12 protein-coding genes are annotated in these 12,889 nt (G+C 64.2%); 4 read left to right on the top strand and 8 right to left on the bottom strand.

Going from position 1 to position 12,889, the window contains the following annotated elements; translation table 11 throughout:
* The first annotated feature begins 77 nt into the window (after positions 1-77).
* Complete coding sequence (locus M3A49_RS04890; protein WP_266227675.1) at positions 78-698, top strand: LysE family translocator; 621 nt, start codon at positions 78-80, stop codon at positions 696-698.
* Positions 699-890: 192 nt separating this feature from the next.
* Positions 891-1,868, top strand: a complete 978-nt coding sequence (locus tag M3A49_RS04895) for a 2-dehydropantoate 2-reductase (protein WP_266227676.1) — start codon at positions 891-893, stop codon at positions 1,866-1,868.
* A gap of 120 nt (positions 1,869-1,988) precedes the next feature.
* Here M3A49_RS04895 and M3A49_RS04900 read toward each other — a convergent pair whose 3' ends face one another.
* Together M3A49_RS04900 and oxlT are read right to left on the bottom strand one after the other, a co-directional pair.
* On the bottom strand, positions 1,989-3,125 hold the full coding sequence (locus M3A49_RS04900; protein ID WP_266227837.1) for a LysR family transcriptional regulator: 1,137 nt from the start codon (positions 3,123-3,125) through the stop codon (positions 1,989-1,991).
* Between the two features lie 22 nt (positions 3,126-3,147).
* Positions 3,148-4,503, bottom strand: coding sequence for an oxalate/formate MFS antiporter (gene oxlT / locus M3A49_RS04905; RefSeq protein WP_266227677.1), 1,356 nt, complete (start codon positions 4,501-4,503; stop codon positions 3,148-3,150).
* Between the two features lie 371 nt (positions 4,504-4,874).
* Here oxlT and M3A49_RS04910 point away from each other — a divergent pair, with 371 nt between their 5' ends.
* The gene (locus tag M3A49_RS04910; RefSeq protein ID WP_028202712.1) at positions 4,875-5,819 is read left to right on the top strand and encodes a LysR family transcriptional regulator; all 945 of its coding nucleotides are present in this window, start codon (positions 4,875-4,877) and stop codon (positions 5,817-5,819) included.
* 101 nt (positions 5,820-5,920) lie between these two features.
* Here M3A49_RS04910 and M3A49_RS04915 read toward each other — a convergent pair whose 3' ends face one another.
* From M3A49_RS04915 to M3A49_RS04935, 5 genes are all read right to left on the bottom strand, one after another.
* The gene (locus M3A49_RS04915) at positions 5,921-6,895 is read right to left on the bottom strand and encodes a hypothetical protein (RefSeq protein WP_266227678.1); all 975 of its coding nucleotides are present in this window, start codon (positions 6,893-6,895) and stop codon (positions 5,921-5,923) included.
* A 51-nt stretch (positions 6,896-6,946) separates the two neighbouring features.
* Entirely contained in the window at positions 6,947-7,759 is an 813-nt protein-coding gene (locus M3A49_RS04920; RefSeq protein ID WP_266227679.1) for a fumarylacetoacetate hydrolase family protein, read from the bottom strand.
* 15 nt (positions 7,760-7,774) lie between these two features.
* The gene (gene frc, locus M3A49_RS04925; protein ID WP_266227680.1) at positions 7,775-9,022 is read right to left on the bottom strand and encodes a formyl-CoA transferase; all 1,248 of its coding nucleotides are present in this window, start codon (positions 9,020-9,022) and stop codon (positions 7,775-7,777) included.
* 462 nt (positions 9,023-9,484) lie between these two features.
* The gene (locus M3A49_RS04930) at positions 9,485-10,213 is read right to left on the bottom strand and encodes a GntR family transcriptional regulator (protein ID WP_266227681.1); all 729 of its coding nucleotides are present in this window, start codon (positions 10,211-10,213) and stop codon (positions 9,485-9,487) included.
* Positions 10,194-10,430, bottom strand: coding sequence for a hypothetical protein (locus tag M3A49_RS04935; RefSeq protein ID WP_266227682.1), 237 nt, complete (start codon positions 10,428-10,430; stop codon positions 10,194-10,196). Before M3A49_RS04935 ends, M3A49_RS04930 begins: the two co-directional genes overlap by 20 nt.
* 558 nt (positions 10,431-10,988) lie before the next feature.
* On the opposite strand from M3A49_RS04935, the gene M3A49_RS04940 reads away from it, so the two are divergent.
* Positions 10,989-11,414 (top strand): DUF2917 domain-containing protein, encoded by a 426-nt coding sequence (locus tag M3A49_RS04940; RefSeq protein ID WP_266227683.1) that lies wholly within the window; start codon positions 10,989-10,991, stop codon positions 11,412-11,414.
* A gap of 115 nt (positions 11,415-11,529) precedes the next feature.
* On the opposite strand, the gene M3A49_RS04945 is transcribed toward M3A49_RS04940, so the two are convergent.
* On the bottom strand, positions 11,530-12,693 hold the full coding sequence (locus tag M3A49_RS04945) for a porin (protein WP_254353622.1): 1,164 nt from the start codon (positions 12,691-12,693) through the stop codon (positions 11,530-11,532).
* Positions 12,694-12,889: the final 196 nt, after the last annotated feature.

Raw genomic sequence — 12,889 nt, forward strand, 5'->3', positions numbered from 1 at the left:
CGGAACGCGCCAGGCGCGCTAGAATGGCGCGAATCACGGCGCGCCGCGCACGGCGCTAACGTTCTTCGAGCGTCATCATGTCCCTCACCGCCTGGCTCTTCTTTCTGCCCGCCTGCTTCGCGCTGAACATGGCGCCGGGGCCGAACAATCTCCTCTCCATCAACGTGGCCGCGCGGCACGGTTTCCTGCGCGCGTTCCTCGGCGGCACAGGCCGGCTCGTTTCGTTCGCCGCCATGATCGCGCTCACGGCCACGGGTCTTGCCGCGGTGCTGCGCGCTTCCGAGGCGGTCTTCTTCGTCATCAAGCTCGCGGGCGCCGCTTACCTCGTGTGGCTCGCGGTGCAGCTTTGGCGCAGCGACGCCAACCCCATCGGCGAGAGCACGGATAGCGACGCCTCGCTCGCGCGCCTCGCGTGGCGCGAGTGCCTCGTGGCGGCGGGTAACCCCAAGGCGATTCTCGTTTTCACGGCCTTCCTGCCGCAATTCGTCGATGTGGCCAGGCCCATCGCGCCGCAGTTCGGCGTGCTCGGTGCAAGCTTTCTCGTGCTCGAATGCGTGGCCATCGCGCTCTACTCGCTCGCCGGCATGTACCTCGGCCGCTGGCTCACACGCACCGCCGTGCGCCGCTGGTTCAATCGCACCTGCGGCACATTTCTCGGCCTGATCGGCGTGAGTTTTCTGCTCGTGCGGCGCGCCTGAACAGCCTCGTCACGCGCCCTTCATCCATAAGTATCTCTTGATGATTTTCGCGAGAAACTTTAACTGTCGTTAATCGACAGCGCCCCCTATGCTCAAACCATCGTCCGGGGTCGCGGCGAGCGGGCAGCTTTTCCCCGACGCTCGCGCATCGCCCTGCGGACAAGCGGTTTTCAACGTCATTGGGGTTTCAACATGAAGATCTGCATCTTTGGAGCGGGCGCCATTGGAGGCATGATGGGCGTGCAACTCGCACGCGCAGGCGCCGAGGTGAGCTTCGTCGCCCGCGGCCCGCATCTGGCCGCCATGCGCGAGAACGGCGCGCGCCTGCTGATGGACGGTGAGGAGTACGTGGCGAAGGTGCGCTGCACGTCCGATCCGCGCGAACTGGGCGTGCAGGACGTCGTCATCATTACGCTCAAGGCACATTCGGTGGCGGGCGTGATCGACGCGATGCAGCCGCTCCTTGGCAAGCACACGGCCATCGTCACGGGCACCAACGGCATTCCCTACTGGTACTTCTACCAGCATGGCGGCAAGTTCGCGGGCACGCGGCTCGAAAGCATCGACCCGGACGGCTCGCAATGGAACCGTCTCACGCCGGAGCGTGCGATTGGCTGCGTGCTCTATCCGGCCGCCGAAATCGACGCGCCTGGCGTGATCCGCCACGTGTACGGCAAGAAGTTTCCGATTGGCGAGCCTTCGGGCGAGCGCACGCCGCGCATCGTCCAGCTTCATGAAGCCATGCAGGCCGCCGGGTTCGATGCGCCGATCCGCGAGAACATCCGCGACGAAATCTGGCTCAAGCTGTGGGGCAATCTCTGCTTCAACCCGATCAGCGCACTCACCCACGCCACGCTCGACGTCATCACCAGCGACCCGGCCACGCGTGCCGTAGCGCGCACGATGATGCTCGAGGGCAAGCGCATTGCCGAGCGGTTCGGCGTGAACTTTCGCGTGGATGTGGAACGTCGCATCGACGGCGCGGGCGCGGTGGGCGCGCACAAGACCTCGATGCTCGTCGACCTCGAAACCGGCCGGCCGATGGAGATCGATCCGCTGATCACCGTCGTGCAGGAAATGGGCAGCCTGGTTGGCGAGCCGACGCCGGCCATCGACACCGTGCTTGCCTTGGTCAAGCAGCGTGAGCGGATGGCGATGCAGCCGGCGTAAGACACGATGAAGGGCGGCGCGTGCGCCGCCTTTTTTTCTGCGTCGGTTCTCGGTGCTGGAAAAACAAAAACGGATCGCTTCGAGCGATCCGTTTTGCTTTCCAGAAGAAGGAAACGCGCGTTATTCGATGCGGGCGTGGGTCCGGGTCACCTGAAGCGGCGGCGGCGTATCGGCGCCGCGCAACGCGACGCGCATCGGCGCGCCGTTCGAGCCACGCATCGGCGAGCCGTCGATGGACGTTTCCGGCAGCGCGTCGCTATCCGGCGATGAGGCCTCTGCGTCAGAACCGTCCGCCACTGCCCCGTCCGCGACTGCCCCGTCCGGCATGAACTGCGACCACGCGGCCTGAGCACAGGGCCGCAGCGAACGATGGCGACGCCGCACGAGCATCGTCGTCACGTTGACGACGGGATGCAGCAAGCGCGTAACGAGCGCCCCCGCGGGCGCTGGCCAGTGACACGTTGCGTGCGCAACGTCGCCCACACGATGCGCATGCCCCCCGCGCGCGCCGTCCACGCACACCGGCAACACGCCGATGCCCATGCCGAGCTGCGCCATGCGCGCCACGCCCGCCACGTGCGCGAACTCCTGCAGCGGCCTCCCCTCAGGCCGCAGACCGTCCAGCGCCCGCATCACCGCGCCGCGGCAACCGGCGTCGCGATTGAGCGTGACGAGCGGTTCGCGCGCGAGATCGTCCCATCGCAGCGCCCCCTGGAGCGCAAGCGGATGGTGGGCGGGCAAGAGCGCGCAAAGCGGCGTGGCCGAGAGCGGCTGCACATCGAGGTTGCCGCTCGCCAACGGCACGCTTTCCGCGATCACGCCGAAGTCGGCCTCGCCCTGCTCGACCGCCTGCAGCACGGCCGCCTGCGGCAAGTCCTGCAGTTGCAGCGTGAGCGAAGGAAAAGCCGCTGCGCAGCGCGCGAGCGCGGCGGGCACCCAGGTCGACGAGAGCACCGGGTTGCTCGCCACGAGCACCACGCCGCTATGTGCCTGATGCGCGTCGCGACCCTCGTTGAGCGCCATATCGATCTCGTCGAGCAAGCGGCCGATGCGCCGCTCGAAGCCGCTGCCCGCAAGCGTGAGCTCGACCTGGCGCGTGGTGCGGTCAAATAGTTTGAGTTCGACCGCTTCCTCCAGTTCGCGCACGCAGCGGCTCACCGCCGACTGCGTGAGCCCGAACTCGCGCGCGGCGCGCGTGAAGCTGCGCGCCCGCGCCACCGCGACGAACACCTTGAGTTGCTGGAGCGATACGTTCATCGACATGGCGGGCCCGCGCGCCTCATTCGCCGCTTTGGTTGGACCAGTGCGGCAACCCTGCGCCGGTATTCGTGGCCAGCGTGACGTTGGACTCGTTGCTCGCGTCACTGCTGGCTTCGCTGCTCTGCTCGATCAGACGCTTGCGCATCGGCGCGAGGAAGAACTTGGCGCTCACGCCCGCCGCAATCGTAATGACGGCCGCCGCGATGAACACCGCGCTCCAGCCGCCCGTGGCAGACAGCACCGAGGCCACCGGCACGAGCAGCGCTGCCGTGCCCTTGGCGGTGTACAGCGTGCCGGCATTCGAGGCGGCGTACTTGCTGCCGAAGGTGTCCGCGCAGATGGCCGGGAAGATCGAGAAGATCTCGCCCCAGAACAGGAAGATGAGCGCCGCGAAGGTCATGAACGCATACGGATTCGTGCCGAACTGCATCATGCCGAGCAGCGCGAGCCCTTCGCCCACGAAGATCAGGAACATCGCGTTCTCACGGCCGATCTTATCGGAGATGAAGCCGCACAGCGGACGCGTAAAGCCGTTGCAGATGTTGTCGATCGACAGCGTGAGCGTGAGGAGCGGCAGCGTCATGCCGAACACCGTCATCGGAATGCGGGCGAGGCCCCAGTCCTTGGCGATCGGGCCGATCTGCGCCGTTGCCATCAGGCCGCCGGCGGCCACCGCGACGAAGCAGATGTAGATCACCCAGAATACCGGCTGCTTGATCATCTGCCCCGGCGTGTAGTCGACGCGCGAGACGAGACGGCGGCCTGCCACGGCGACGGGGCGCGTCACGGGCTTCACGAGCAGGAACGAGAGCACGAGAATCGACACGCCCTGAAGGACGCCGAAGAAGAAGAACGTGTGCTCGTAGCCGGAGCGCGTGATCATGTTCGCAATCGGAATCACCGTCACGGCGGCGCCGGCGCCGAAGCCCGCGGCCGTGAGGCCCGCGGCGAGGCCGCGGCGGTCCGGGAACCACTTGAGCGCGTTACCCACGCAGGTGCCGTACACGCCGCCCGCGCCGATGCCCGCGATCACGGCCGACACGTAGAGCATCGGCAGCGTCGTGACGTAGGAGTTGATCACCCAGGCGAGGCCTGCGCAAACCGCGCCGGCCGCCACGACCGGACGCGGGCCGAACTTGTCGACGAGCCAGCCTTCCACCGGCACGAGCCAGGTCTCGGTCAGAATGAAAATCGAGAACGCCAGTTGAATCTCCGCCTGGCCCCAGTGGTGGCGCGAGTTCATCGGCGCGACGAACAGCGTCCATGCGTATTGCAGATTGGCAACGAGCGCCATGCATAGCATGCCCACCACCAGTTGAAACCAGCGGTTCGTCCAGAACGGACCGCTCTCGCTCCTCTGACCGATTGCATTCATATCGCTTGTCTCCGCTATCTATTCATTGCAGCCTGCATAATTACGGGTCTGCATAAATTAAGGCTTATGGTTTTAACTTTTCACTTCGCCACGCTGTGTTTTTTATTCGCCGGCTGAATCAAAAATCCGAATGACAACTCGTCAATCCTCATTCACCCTGGCATTACGTCAGGCCCCTGAAACATCGTGAAACAAGGGCTTTTCTACGTGTTGTCCCTTATGAAATCGTATTTCCGAGCGTTAACCCGAACGTAGCTTCGAGCGTTTTGCGCGGCATTCGGACTCCTTTCAACTTATGCTAGGGTGATTGCTGAATTACTCACAATTAAAGTTTGTTATTATGTGGATTCAGTATCCTTTATGGTTCGGCCATGACGATGCGAAACGCCACGCTGCGCCAGCTCAAGGTCTTCGAGACCGTGGCGCGCCACCTCAGTTTTTCGCGTGCTGCGGAAGAGCTGCATCTCACCCAGCCGGCCGTTTCTACGCAGGTTCGGCAGCTCGAAGATCACGCAGGCCTGCCGCTCTTCGAGCAGCTCGGCAAGAAGATCTATCTCACGCCCGCGGGCACGGAGATGCTTCACTACAGCCGCTCGATCATGCAGCAGTTCCACGAAGTGGACGAGGCGATGGGCCAGCTAAAGGGCGTCTCGGGCGGCAAGCTCAACGTCGCCGTCATTAGCGCCGGCGACTACTTCTTTCCGCGCCTGCTGGCCGAGTTCACGCGCCGCTACAAGGGCGTCGCGCTCAATCTCTCCGTGCACAACCGCGAGCAGCTGCTCCAGCAGCTGGCCACCAACCAGACCGATCTCGCCGTGATGGTGCGACCGCCCCACGCGACCGATGCCATCAACGAGCCGTTTGCGCCCCACCCGTACGTGATCGTTGCGGCGCCCACGCATCCGCTCGCCAACAAGCGCGCCATCAAGCTCAGCACGCTCGCCAACGAGGCGTTCATCGTGCGCGAGCGCGGCTCGGACACATGGAACTCGATGGAAGAAGGCTTCGCCGGGAAGATCACGAACCTCAAGATCGCCATGGAGATCCAGAGCACCGAGACGATCAAGCAGGCCGTGATCGCGGGCATGGGCATCGCCTTTCTTTCGGCGCACACCATCAGCCTCGAATTGCAGGTCGGTCACCTCACCGTGCTCGACGTCGAAGGCTTCCCGGTCATGCTCAACTGGTACGTCGTGCACCGGAAAAACAAGCGGCTGCCGCCCGTCGCGCTCGCGTTCAAGCGCTTCCTCATGGAGGAAGGCGCGGCGCTCATCGAGAACATTACAAAAGTGTCGGAATCGAGTTTGCATAAGTAAGGTTTGATGGTTTCGCCGCAAACCATCAGGCCTGACTAATCGTTCGCGTCGTGTTGCGCGTTCTGTTGTTTTTCCCTGTCCCGCAGATGGTCGATACGACGTCAATGCGGCCCTTGCCGCTGACGCAGCGCGCCGCCCCGGCTGCGCCGCCGCCGTGGCAAGTCCTGCGACGCGTGATGACCCGCGCGCCCCGCGCCGCCGTGCGGCGTGTCGCTCGCGGCCAGCCAGGCGGGTTCGAACGCGCCGCCGCCACAGGCCGCGACCAGCAACTCGTCCGGCACACCCACAAAGCTTGCATTGAATGTCGCGCTGAAGGGCTCGCGGGGCGGTGCCGCCTCGATGGCGCCCGTGCGCGCGAGCCGCGGTCGCCGGGCGCCGCTCATGAGCCGCGCGCCCAGCGCGGCGCACAACACGCTCGCCGCGACCAGCACGGAGATTTCGAATTCGGGCGACGCACGCGCGCTCAGGAATCCATAGCCGAGCGCCGCGCCTAGCAGCAGCGCGATGACATGCATGACGCGGTCGCCGCGGCCGAACGGCACGCGTCTGCGCACCGCGCCACTCGCTTGCGCGCCACGGCTGAACAGACTCAGCGCGCCGCCGATCAGCAGTGCGCCGGTCGCCGCCGCGACGAGCAGCGCCATACGCTCGCCAGGACTACGCCCAGGCTGCAACACGTAGCCAACGAACGCGCCGATCAATGCACTCGCGCCCGCTACACCACCCAGCAGCGCCGCCGTCCGCGCGCGCCGCGTGAGGTCACGCCGGCTCGCAAGGCACAAACCGCCCAGTACGCCGGCTTCGACCGCGACCGTGGCGTCGGGCGCATGCATCCAGGCCGCCGCGATCACGCCGGGCGGCACGGTCAGTAGCAATGCGAACGAAACGGCAAAGGCGAGTCGATGCTTGTGCGGCGCACCAGCACGCCTGGCGCAGCGCGGCGCGGCGCGAGAACGCGACGACGGCCACGCACGCACCGGCGCAAGCGCGGCCAATTGTGCAAATGCACAGCCGAGCCACGCGAACAGCGCGCCAGCGCCCAGCCACGCCAGGCCGCCAGCCAGTTGCTCCGGCATCTCTCCTCCTCGCGCGGCATTGCTGCCGCGCGCGTCTTTGGTTTTACGCCGTCAAGCCGCGCCCTCTACGGCAGCGAGCGACTCGATTTGCGCCGACGCGGCGCCCAGCGCATTGCTCAACGTACCGATCCCTTCAATGGTGACTTCGACCGTTGCGCCATCAACGATCGAGCCTACGCCGAGGGAGGTGCCGCACGCAATCACGTCGCCCGGTTCGAGCGTCAGGTCCTGCGAAATGAGGCTCACCTGCTGTGCCGGCGAAAACACCATGTCGTCGAGCGGATAATTCTGCCGCTCCACACCATCGAGTTTCGTGACGACCCGTGCGCGCTGCCAGTCGAACCCCGAAACGATCGCCGGGCCCAGACAACAGAACGTATCGAAACCTTTGGCGCGGCACCATTGCGGGAAGTGCGGATTCTCGGTGATGAGGCCCGCAGCCGTGACGTCGTTGACGATCGTGTAGCCGAAGATCGCCGACCCGGCTTCTTCGACGCTCGCATCGCGGCAGCGCTTGCCGACCACGATGCCGAGCTCGCCTTCGAAGACGATTTTTCCCGCATAGTGGGCAGGACGCCGAATCAATTCCGCAGAGCCGATCACCGAAGCCGCCGGCTTGATGAGAAAAAGCGGGTGCGAGGGCACCGGCTTTTCGAGTTTCGCGGCGAGCGCGTGAAAATTGTTCCAGAGCGCAACGACCTTGCCGGGCGCACAGGGCGCGAGCGGCGTGAGCGCGCGCAGAGACAGTACCGCGCCGGTGGGCACTGGCTGATCGAGCCCTTCGTATTCGTGCAGGTAACCGTTCTCGACGCGGCCGAACACGATGCTGCCGTCGCTCGCCATCAAACGCATCCACGTTTCCATGTTTTCTCCCTGGTTTCAAACGGCGCCAGAAGCGCGCAGCGAGTGGATCTCGTCCTTCGTGTAGCCGAATTCGGCGAGCACTTCGTCGGTGTGTTCGCCCAGCATCGGCGAGCGCGTGACTTCGGTCGGGCTGTCCGAGAGCTTGATCGGGTTGCCCACCGTGAGGTACTTGCCGCGCACCGGGTGATCCACCTCGACGATCGTGCCGCTCGCGCGCAGCGATTCGTCGCTGGCGATCTCCTTCATCGAGAGAATCGGGCCGCACGGAATGTCGTAGCGGTTGAGCACGGCCATCGCGTCGAACTTCGTGCGATGCATGGTCCAGTGCTCGATCTCGTCGAAGATCGCCTTCAGGCGCGGCAGGCGCGCATTCGGCGTGGCGTAGTCCGGGTCGTCGATCCACTCCTCGCGCCCAATCAGCTTGCAGATGCGGTCCCATACGGGCGCCTGCGCGATGAAATAGATATAAGCGTTCGGATCGGTCTCCCAACCCTTGCACTTGAGAATCCAGCCCGGCTGGCCGCCGCCCGACGCATTGCCGGCGCGCGGCACCGCCTCGCCGAAGCCGTCGTTGGGATACTGCGGGTACTCCTTCATGACGCCGGTGCGCTCGAGCCGCTGCTGGTCGCGCAGCTTCACGCGGCACAGGTTGAGCACGCCGTCCTGCATGGCCGCGAGCACCTTCTGGCCGCGCCCCGTGTGCGTGCGCTGATAGAGCGCCGTGACGATGCCGAGCGCGAGATGCAGGCCCGTGCCGCTGTCACCGATCTGCGCGCCGGAGACGACCGGCGGGCCGTCGTTGAAGCCCGTCGTCGACGCCGCGCCGCCTACGCACTGCGCGACGTTCTCGTAGACCTTGCAGTCCTCGTACGGGCCGGGGCCGAAGCCCTTCACCGAGGCGACGATCATGCGCGGGTTCAGTGTCTGTATCCGTTCCCAGTTGAAGCCCATGCGCTCGAGCGCGCCCGGCGCGAAGTTTTCGACCAGTACGTCGCAGTCGCGAATGAGCCGCTCCAGCACGCGCTTGCCTTGCGGGTTCTTCGTGTCGAGCGTGAGCGAACGCTTGTTGCCGTTGAGCATCGTGAAGTAGAGGCTGTCCGCGTCCGGCAAGTCGCGCAACTGCTCCCGCGTGATGTCGCCGGCGCCTACGCGCTCTACCTTGATCACGTCCGCGCCGAACCAGGCGAGCAGTTGCGTGCAGGTGGGTCCCGACTGCACGTGCGTGAAATCGAGGATGCGCACGCCATTCAATGCCTTGCCCATGTCATGTCTCCTTATCTAATCGTGGCCGGGCGAGTTTTCGAAAATCGGTGGGGTTGCGTGGGCAGAGGCGTTTCGCGCGATGGCGCGTCATCTGCGTCCTTGAGCAATACGGTATGTGATATATCAGTACGAAGCAAGAGGGGAATTGCCCATCGGGAATGCCACTAGAATCGCGCCGAAGCCTTATCCACCATGGTTGTGGCGCAAGTCCGACGGTGTTGACGCGGTGCACACAAGGGAAAACCCCGAGCATTTGCTGCGTCTGATATGCCAGATTCCGTGTAATGGATGGCTGTCGGGCGCCGTGATTTGGTCAGGGATGCCAGGGGTTGATGCGCATAAAGTCGGCTGACGGAGGCGTTCAGCCGACGCGTGATGAATGGGCGTGATGGGACGTAAACGCAAAACGGGAGACCCGAAGGTCTCCCGTTTTGCGTTGAGTTCGCAGCGCTAGCTGCCGCCTCAATCCAGGAAATCGCAGTTCTTGTCGACGTAGACCGCTAGATCGAGCGAATGCTGGCGCACAAGCTTTTCCGCCAGCTCGGTGTCGCGCTTCTCCAGCGCCTCGATAATGCGCAGATGGTCGACGATCGAGCGCGAAGCCCGGTCGCTCTGCGAAATCGTCATGCGGCGAATGGCGCGCACGTGCACAAAGATGTTCTTGATGGTGTCGAGGATGATCTGCGAGCGCGAAAGCTCGACGATCGCCTGGTGGAACGCGATGTTGGCGTCCGAGTACTCGGCGATGTGTTCGGCGGGCGTGCTGTCGCGGAAGTCGTCGAACATGTGGCGCAGCCGCGCGATTTCCTCGTCGGTGGCGTGGATCGTGGCAAGGCGCGCGGCCATGCTTTCGAGCGCGGCCCACATCTGGATCATCTCCACGATCTCGCGCTTGCTCTTGCGCACGATATAAATGCCGCGGCGCGGCACCATGCGCAGGAAGCCTTCCTGCTCGAGCAGCGTCATGGCCTCGCGCACCGGCGTGCGGCTCACGCCGAGCGATTCGCTCAGCACGCGCTCGTCGAGCCGGATTTCCTCGCGCGACTGGTAGATGTCGGCGTCGGCAATGGCCTGGCGCAGCATGGCATAAGCCTGATCGCGCAGGCTCAGTGTGGCGTTGATGGGCTGCAGCGCCAGCTTGAGCGGCGCCGCTTCCCGGCTTGCTACAACTTCAGTTTGTTCTGACGACATTGATTACCTCTTTTCCGACCTGCGGACGGATTCGCGGACCGAATTGTGCACGACGAACGGCCCAGGCGCGCGGTGCTTCGCCCAAACCAGCGTACCGGCCATGCTGCGCGGCCTGCTCAATGGCAGACTGCGGCAGCCACCTCGCGATCATGACCGTAGCAGCTGCACCCAGACCCACGACCGCTGCACCGAACAGTGCGAGAGAAACGAAATCCATTTGAAGCTCCGCATGATTGAGTAATCGAATAACTCAATCATATGCTGCGTCGCGACAAAAAGCAATATTTTGTATGTGATATATCAGATGCAGTCGTTTCCCTACAACACTTCGATGCTTCGCGCGCTTATCAGGGGTGCGCTCCCACATTGTGGGCACGGTCGACCGGATATCCATGAAAAACAACCAATCCTAGTGAGAAACCGGTCCTGCCCGCAAGGGGCTATGCCTGCGAAGGGCACGATCGCCTCATGCAAAGGTGCAAACGAGACTCGCGCGCAACACTAACTACGGCTGCCAAAGCCATTTAAGCATTTCAGGTTGACAGCGCTGCAAGGCACCCCGCACACTCGACCCATGCACACTTCCTCCACCCGCCTCGTCATCGCAAACACGATGAATCATCCGTGGAAAACCCATACGGGTAGCCCACGGGGATGGTGTGCGTACTAGCAGTCTGTCGTCACGCATATCACAAGCCCCGCCGGCATCGACGGGGCTTTTTGTTTTTCTGGGTGACAGCGCTCCGTTCGTCGGCTCCAAAAACTGGAGAAAACGATGGATGACGCTTTTCAGGCAGCTTCACTGACCGCTTCACAACCCGCCCCACAACCCGCACCGCACGCCGTTGCGGACGCAACCGACCGCTTCGACGATCCGTTGCCCGCACAATCGATCCACTTCGCCGTGCCGCCCATGCGCACACTCACCTGGCGCGTGAATGCGTCGGCCACGCTGCGGGTTCAGGTGGCCCAGGTGTGGGTCACGCGCGCCCGCTCGCCCTACGACCACTGGCTGCAACCGGGTGAGACGCTTCGGCTCGAGCGTGGCGAGCGCATCTGGCTCAGCACCGAGGCCGCCTTGCCGGCGCGCGTGAGCATCACGAGCGCTTGGCAGCCGCCGTTTGCGGGCGTACGGCGCGGTATGGAGCGCCTCGCCGCCTGGCTTGCGCTGCTCACGCTGCGGCGCTCACGCGAGGCGTGATGCGCGAAGCCCTTGCGCTTGACGCGCTTTGAGCCGAAGCCAGAGCCGCAAACGCCAAAACGCCGGATGCGCCGCCCCAACTGGCGCATCCGGCGTCGTATATCGAGGCGCGAATTCAGAACTTGTGCCGCAGCCCGAGGTTCACGATGGTCTGGTTCGACGTCCCCGCGTAACCGTACGAACCGACCGACGCCTCGGCCGGCATCGAGCCCCCCGTGCCGTTGCCGGTATCGCCGCTCGCATGCTGCCAGGCCGCCGTCATGTAAAGGTCCGTGCGCTTCGAAAGGCTGTAATCCGCGCCGAGCGACACCTGATTGTAATTCGCCGACGTATCGCCATTGGCGTGCGTGTAGCTGTAGCCGATGCCGAGCAGCAGCGCGGGGCTCAGCTGATAGTTCATGAAGCCCTGGCCGGTGTTGTACTTTTGCGTCTCGCGGAACACCGAACTCGCATCAGGCGAGTAGCGCGCGTTGCTATAGCCGAGGCCGAAGGTGAACTGGCCGAGCTGATACTGCGCCGCCGCGCGCGCAATGGTGAGCGAGTGTGCCGTGGCGTAGCCGGAGTTGATCGGGCCGTCGAAGGTGCCGTCCGAGGTGCTCGTCCAGCCGCCGGTGCGGATGCCGTTCACGGCCTGGCTGTTCGCTGCGTAGAAGTAGCCGCCTGCGAGCGCGAGCGGACCGTTGGTGTAGTTGACCGCCGCCGAGTACGACTGTTCGGCGCCTGTCGAGCCCGCAATGCCGCCAAACGAGTACATCGCCGCAGCCTGGAGGCCGCTCCATACGGGCGTGGTGTACTTGACGGCGTTGTTCACGCGGAAGCTGTTGTCGTAGTTGTCGACGTCGCCGGGCGTTGCGAACACGGAGCCGAAATAGTTGTCCGCCGTGATGCCCTGCACGAGGTCGATGAGCGGGTCATACTGCCGCCCGAGCGTGAGCGACCCGTACTGCTCGGCCGTCAAGCCCACGTATGCCTGTCGGCCGAACAGCCTGCCGCCCTGCGCGAGCGCGCCCGTGGACGGGTTGAAGCCGCTTTCCAACTGGAAGATCGCCTTGAGGCCGCCGCCGAGATCTTCGGCGCCTTTCAAACCCCATCGCGAGCCGGAGAGATTGCCGAAGCTGCTGTTGCCGAGCGTCCAGAGGTTCTTGCTGCCGTCGGCGTGATTGACGTAGGTGATCGAGGTGTCGATCGTGCCGTACAGCGTCACGCTGGTCTGTGCCTGAGCCGTGCCGGCAACCCCGAGCGCGGCCAGCGAAAGGGAAGTCAAGGCTAGTCTTTTCACGTCATTCTCCCGGCCCAGTAAAACAACTCTTGACCAAAGCAGACTAACTCTCCCGCCGAGCATTGTAAAAGGATTAAACAAGCTGTCTCGAATTAGTGACAGCGATTTCAGGAAGCGCCTGGCTAACAACTGAAACATGAGCTCCGGCTGCGCAACAACGCTCGAGGCGACTGCCTGTAACGCCCGCCACGCAAGG

The organism is Paraburkholderia sp. CNPSo 3076, assembly GCF_026343935.1.
GTDB classification, from domain to species: Bacteria; Pseudomonadota; Gammaproteobacteria; order Burkholderiales; family Burkholderiaceae; genus Paraburkholderia; species Paraburkholderia nodosa.

Excerpts from the sequence above, each read along its gene's own strand:
- M3A49_RS04940 (WP_266227683.1), top strand. The coding sequence starts at position 10,989 with ATGGATGACGCTTTTCAGGCAGCTTCACTGACCGCTTCACAACCCGCC.
- oxlT (WP_266227677.1), bottom strand. The coding sequence starts at position 4,503 with ATGAATGCAATCGGTCAGAGGAGCGAGAGCGGTCCGTTCTGGACGAAC.
- M3A49_RS04930 (WP_266227681.1), bottom strand. The coding sequence starts at position 10,213 with ATGTCGTCAGAACAAACTGAAGTTGTAGCAAGCCGGGAAGCGGCGCCG.
- frc (WP_266227680.1), bottom strand. The coding sequence starts at position 9,022 with ATGGGCAAGGCATTGAATGGCGTGCGCATCCTCGATTTCACGCACGTG.
- M3A49_RS04935 (WP_266227682.1), bottom strand. The coding sequence starts at position 10,430 with ATGGATTTCGTTTCTCTCGCACTGTTCGGTGCAGCGGTCGTGGGTCTG.
- M3A49_RS04910 (WP_028202712.1), top strand. The coding sequence starts at position 4,875 with ATGACGATGCGAAACGCCACGCTGCGCCAGCTCAAGGTCTTCGAGACC.
- M3A49_RS04915 (WP_266227678.1), bottom strand. The coding sequence starts at position 6,895 with ATGCCGGAGCAACTGGCTGGCGGCCTGGCGTGGCTGGGCGCTGGCGCG.
- M3A49_RS04900 (WP_266227837.1), bottom strand. The coding sequence starts at position 3,125 with ATGAACGTATCGCTCCAGCAACTCAAGGTGTTCGTCGCGGTGGCGCGG.
- M3A49_RS04890 (WP_266227675.1), top strand. The coding sequence starts at position 78 with ATGTCCCTCACCGCCTGGCTCTTCTTTCTGCCCGCCTGCTTCGCGCTG.
- M3A49_RS04920 (WP_266227679.1), bottom strand. The coding sequence starts at position 7,759 with ATGGAAACGTGGATGCGTTTGATGGCGAGCGACGGCAGCATCGTGTTC.
- M3A49_RS04895 (WP_266227676.1), top strand. The coding sequence starts at position 891 with ATGAAGATCTGCATCTTTGGAGCGGGCGCCATTGGAGGCATGATGGGC.